Annotated in this window: 4 protein-coding genes; 3 read left to right on the top strand and 1 reads right to left on the bottom strand. The window is 69.3% G+C overall.

The annotated features are described in order from the left end of the window. Both ABZ857_RS43510 and ABZ857_RS43505 read left to right on the top strand, forming a co-directional pair. On the top strand, positions 1–200 hold a 200-nt coding region (locus ABZ857_RS43510; RefSeq protein WP_357056681.1), incomplete at its 5' end, for a cellulose binding domain-containing protein. Between the two features lie 234 nt (positions 201–434). Then, entirely contained in the window at positions 435–1469 is a 1035-nt protein-coding gene (locus ABZ857_RS43505) for a LacI family DNA-binding transcriptional regulator (protein WP_357056678.1), read from the top strand. Between the two features lie 147 nt (positions 1470–1616). Here ABZ857_RS43505 and ABZ857_RS43500 read toward each other — a convergent pair whose 3' ends face one another. Continuing rightward, a complete protein-coding gene (locus ABZ857_RS43500) occupies positions 1617–3104 on the bottom strand; it encodes an endo-1,4-beta-xylanase (RefSeq protein ID WP_357056675.1) in 1488 nt (495 codons plus the stop codon). Positions 3105–4003: 899 nt separating this feature from the next. Between ABZ857_RS43500 and ABZ857_RS43495 the strand changes: the two genes are divergently transcribed. Continuing rightward, a complete protein-coding gene (locus ABZ857_RS43495; RefSeq protein WP_357056672.1) occupies positions 4004–4831 on the top strand; it encodes an SAM-dependent methyltransferase in 828 nt (275 codons plus the stop codon). Positions 4832–5016 lie beyond the last annotated feature (185 nt).

The following is a 5016-nucleotide window of genomic DNA, read 5'->3' as shown; positions in this document are numbered from 1 at the left end:
CCGGCGGACAGACCATCACCAACGGGTGGAACGCCACCTACTCCCCCACCAGCGGACAGGTCACGGCGAAGAACGTCAGCTACAACGGCTCGCTGGCCCCCGGAGCCTCCACCGAGATCGGATTCCAGGCCACGCACACCGGCAACGCCGGCAAACCCACCTCGTTCACGCTCAACGGCGTGACCTGCGGTGTCGCTTAGCCCCTCCAGCCCGGTGCGCCTGACGCTCACGGAACCGGCCCGTCGGCCCAGAGAATCGAAGGAGAACGAATGGTCGCCCTGTCCCGGCGGCGCACCCGCAGTACGTCTACCAGGGCCAGGACCCCAACGCCTCCGGCGACTACGGCAAGCTCCCCTGGCGCATGGGCCTGCTGACGCAGACAAGACGCATCGCGAGCAGCCAGAGCACAGACGACAGGAGCGGGGACGGGGCGTATGACGAAGGTCCGGCCCGGAGAGAGCCCGGCCGAGCACCCGAGGGCGGCGGTCATGGAGGACGTCGCGGAGCTGGCAGGAGTGTCGACGATGACGGTGTCGAGAGTGCTGAACGCCCCGGAGAAGGTGCGCCCGGAGACCCGGGCACGCGTCCTCGCGGCGGTCCGCGAGCTCGGCTACCAGCCCAATTCGGCGGCGCGGGTCCTGGCGACCGGCCGCTCGGGCATGCTGGGCGTGGTCAGCTTCGACACCACCCTGTACGGCCCGGCCTCCACGTTGTTCGGCATCGAGCAGGCGGCCAGGGACAGCGGCTACCTGGTCAGCATCGCCAGCCTGCCCGTGTTGAACCGCAACTGGATCGACCGGGGAATCGACCGCCTGCGGTCCCAGTCCGTGGACGGGGTCATCGTCGTCGCGCCGCACAAGTCGGCCGCCGAGGGGCTGCGGAACCTTCCCCCGGGCCTCCCGGTGGTCGCGGCGGGCGGGGGAACGGACCTGCCGGTGCCGGTGGCGGCGGTGGACCAGCACGCGGGTGCCGTCCGCGCCACCCGCCACCTGCTCAGCCTCGGTCACCGCACCGTGTGGCACCTGTCCGGGCCGCCCAACTGGATCGACGCGAGCGGCCGGGTGGACGGCTGGCGTTCGGTGCTGGAGGCGGAGGGCAGGGAGGTTCCCGAGCCGCTGGTCGGCGACTGGACCGCCCACTCCGGCTACGAGATCGGCAAGCGGCTCGCCCGTGAACCCGACGTGACGGCGATCTTCGTGGCCAACGACCACATGGCGATGGGCGTGCTGCGGGCCCTGCGGGAGACGGGCCGGCGGGTGCCCGAGGACGTGAGCGTCGTCGGGTTCGACGACGTCCCCGAGGCGGACTACTTCTGGCCGCCGCTGACGACCGTACGGCAGAACTTCGGCGAGGTCGGCCGGCAGGCGTTCCAGCTCCTGCTGGGCCGGATGGCGGGCGTGCAGGACGAGCCCAGGCGCATGGTGAAGGCCGAACTCGTGGTCAGGGAGAGCACGACCGTGAGCCGGTGAGCCCGTCGCCGAGCGTGGAGTATCCGCGGCGGGGAGTGTCGTCACCCCGGGGTGTGGATTCGGTCGCAGCTCATGCTGATGCGTGGGGACGGCCGGGGCCGTGTCGTACACGGCCCCGGCCATCCCGGCGTCACGGGTGATGCGAGGTCAGGAGCTCCAGGTCCACTTCTGGTTGTTGCCGCCCCAGCAGGAGTACAGCTGGATCTGGGTGCCGTTGCCGGTGCCCTGCCCGACGGCGTCCAGGCACAGCCCGGACTGGACACCGACGATGGAGCCGTCGGAGTTGAGGCGCCACTTCTGGTTGTCGCCGCCCCAACAGCTGTAGATCTGGACCTTGGCGCCGTTGCCGGTGCCCGCGGCGTCCAGGCACTTGTTGCCGTACACCCGGAACTCCTGCGCGGAGGTGTAGGTCCAGGTCTGGTTGGTCTGGCCGTTGCAGTCCCAGATCTGCAGTTGTGTGCCGTCGGTGGTGCTGGCGTTGGGCACGTCGAGGCAGCGGCCGGAGCCGGCATTCCTGATCGGCCCGCTACCGTTCCCGCCACCGGGGGTGGGCGAGGTGCCGGGGCTGGGCGAGGTGCCGGGGCTGGGCGAGGTGCTCGGCGTGGCGGCGTTGAGGGCGTTCAGGACCGAGGTGTAGGCGGCCTTCTTGTTGCCGTTGCCGTCGAACAGCAGCGGGCTGGTGTTCGCACCGAGCCAGGAGTCGCTGTCGCGGACGCCCCACACGGTGATGCCGACGCACCGCGGTACGGCCAGGCAGTCGTTGACCACGCTGGCGTAGGTCGAGGCCGAGCCGCCCTGGATGTCGAGCTCGGTGATGGCCACGTCCACGCCGAGGGCGGCGAAGTTCTGCAGGGTCGTGCGGTAGTTGCTGGGGTAGGGGCTGTTGCTGTTGAAGTGGGACTGGAAGCCGACGCAGTCGATGGGCACGCCGCGCTGCTTGAAGTCCTTGACCATGTTGTAGACGCCCTGGGTCTTGGCCCAGGTCCAGTTGTCGGTGTTGTAGTCGTTGTAGCAGAGCTTGGCGGCCGGGTCGGCGGCGCGTGCGGTGCGGAAGGCGACCTCGATCCAGTCGTTGCCGGTGCGCTGGAGGTTGGAGTCGCGCCGGCCGCCGGAGTTGCCGTCGGCGTAGGCCTCGTTGACGACGTCCCAGTAGGGGATCTTGCCCTTGTAGTGGGCCATCACGCCGTTGATGTGGTTGATCATGGCCTGGCGCAGCGCGCTGCCGCTGAGGGACTGCATCCAGCCCGGCTGCTGGGAGTGCCAGGCCAGCGTGTGCCCGCGCACCTGCTTGCCGTTCTGCACCGCCCAGTTGTAGATCCGGTCGGCGTTGGTGAAGTTGAACTGGTTCTGGTTGGGCTCGGTGGCGTCGATCTTCATCTCGTTCTCGGCCGTCACCATATTGAACTCGCGGTTCGCGATGCTGGTGTAGTTCGAGTCGCCGAGCTTGCCTGCGGCGATCGCGGTGCCGAAGTAGCGACCGCTCTGCGCGGCCGCCGCACCCAGCGTGCTCGCCGCGGCGTCAGCGGGAACCGTCACCGCCGTCAGTGCCGTGGCCGCGCCGAGTATGCCGAGCGCGCCGGCGACCAGGGCCCGGCGCAGCCGGGTTCCGGGCGGGGGTATGGCGTTTGCGCCCATGCCTGAGCCTCCATAAGTACACGGATAAAGGGGGAATGCGGGGGCGTCCCCCGCGGACCCGACGCCGCGCCCCGCCACGTGGGCGGACGCACACCAAGGCGTCGAGAATGCGATCCCCGCCCCTGCACCACCACCCGGCGCGGGGATCGCTTCGGAAACTCAGTCTGGAAACCTCCCCGAAACTTGTCAAGACCTTGACGGAAACTTTCGGTACAACCACCCGGCGATGGGTGGGATAGTGCCACTGGTAGAGCGAAATCGTGGCCTTGAAAGTTTCGGCGTCCCACGCGCTATGCAAGAAGCGTGGATGAAAGTTTCACCACCGGTCCCTCGTCGATTCAGGAACCGTCGCGATAACTCCTGGCCACGCCGCGCTGGGGCGCGCGCGGCCGAGGCGAACGCATCCGGCACTTGACAGTGGCTCTGTCCCTCGTGTGTGCTCCGCCCCACACCACCTTCACCCGCGCGACGGAGAGGGGAACTCGACCACCAGCCTGTATGTGAGCGCTAACAACCCAGCGTCGTGCACCTCGCGCCCCAACCGGGCGCGCCCCCGGACCGGGCACCACGGGCATGCCCGGCCGCACGCTTCTAGTAGCTCGAGAGTTCATCCATGAAATATCAGCGATGTCAGCATTAACGTAAGCATCACCTCCGCGTGGTGACGTGCCCTGTTGCCCGGCGGCGGCCGGACCCTCGACTCCCCCCGTGCGCCCCCAACGGCACCTTGGTCACGGCCCATCACGTGCCGATCTCGATTGAGCCTTCCGAACCCCGAGTCATGCCGGAACGCGGAAAGATCGTCCACAGCGGTACGGATGCGGTCAGACAGACCCACAGGGCGACCTGTTTCGAAGAACTCAGTCCCCAATGGAACCGAGAGACGACGAGGAGTGCTGGTGGCGGATCTGACAGAGGCCCGGGCCGCGGCCGCCGCGCGGATCAACACCGCGGTGGCGCACCCGGCTCGGGTGTACGACTATCTGCTGGGCGGCAAGGACAACTTCGCGGCCGACCGCGAGGCGGCCGAGGAACTGATCAGGGTGTCTCCCGGCACCCGTGAGGGTGTCCGCGCCCACCGCGCCTTCCTCCGCCGGGCGGTGCGCCACCTCGCAGAGGCGGGTGTCTCACAGTTCCTCGACATCGGCACCGGTATCCCCACCCAGGGCAACACCCACGAGATCGCGCAGGAGGTCGACCCCGACGCGCGGGTGGTCTACGTGGACAACGACCCGATCGTCTTGGTCCACGGCCGGGCTCTGCTGACCGGCACGGGGATGACCAGGGTGATCGAGGCCGACCTCCGGCAGCCGGAGGCGATCCTGTCCCATCCCGAGGTCCGGGCCGTGATCGACTTCACGCGTCCGGTCGCCGTCATCCTGGCCGGCGTCCTGCACTTCGTCACCGACGAGGAGGATCCGTACGCGACGGTGGAGCACATCAAGGCCGCCGTGCCCGCGGGCAGCCACCTGCTGCTGTCGCACATCACCCTCGACTTCGCGCCCCGGCTGCTCGAGGAGGACTTCACCAAGCCCTACGACAAGAGCACCGCGCCCATGGTCCCCCGTACGCACGCCGAGGTGCTGCGGTTCTTCGAGGGCTGGCGGGTGGTCGATCCGGGCGTCGTCGAGGTGGTCAAGTGGCGGCCGGACGACAAAGAGCGCCACGAACACATCCCGGGCGGCGGTCACGCCTGGGCCTACGGCGGAGTCGCGGTAAAGCCCTGATCGAAGGACCGGGGCGGCGCCTGCTCCAGGAGGGGTTCGGGAAGCGGTGCGATCGCGGGCGAAGAGGTTCGTCAGGAACGCGCGGGGGCGGGGACCGCGGCCGCCGGTGCGCGGATATGAGCCCGGTGGTAGGCGGGGGGGGGGTGTGGGGGTTGGGGGGGGGAGGGGGGCCCGGCCCCCGCGCC

It is taken from the genome of Microbispora sp. NPDC046933 (assembly GCF_040644635.1).
In the GTDB taxonomy this organism is placed as follows: Bacteria; Actinomycetota; Actinomycetes; order Streptosporangiales; family Streptosporangiaceae; genus Microbispora.
The sequence above is the reverse complement of the archived record's forward strand: the minus strand, read 5'-3'. Positions and strand labels throughout refer to the sequence as shown.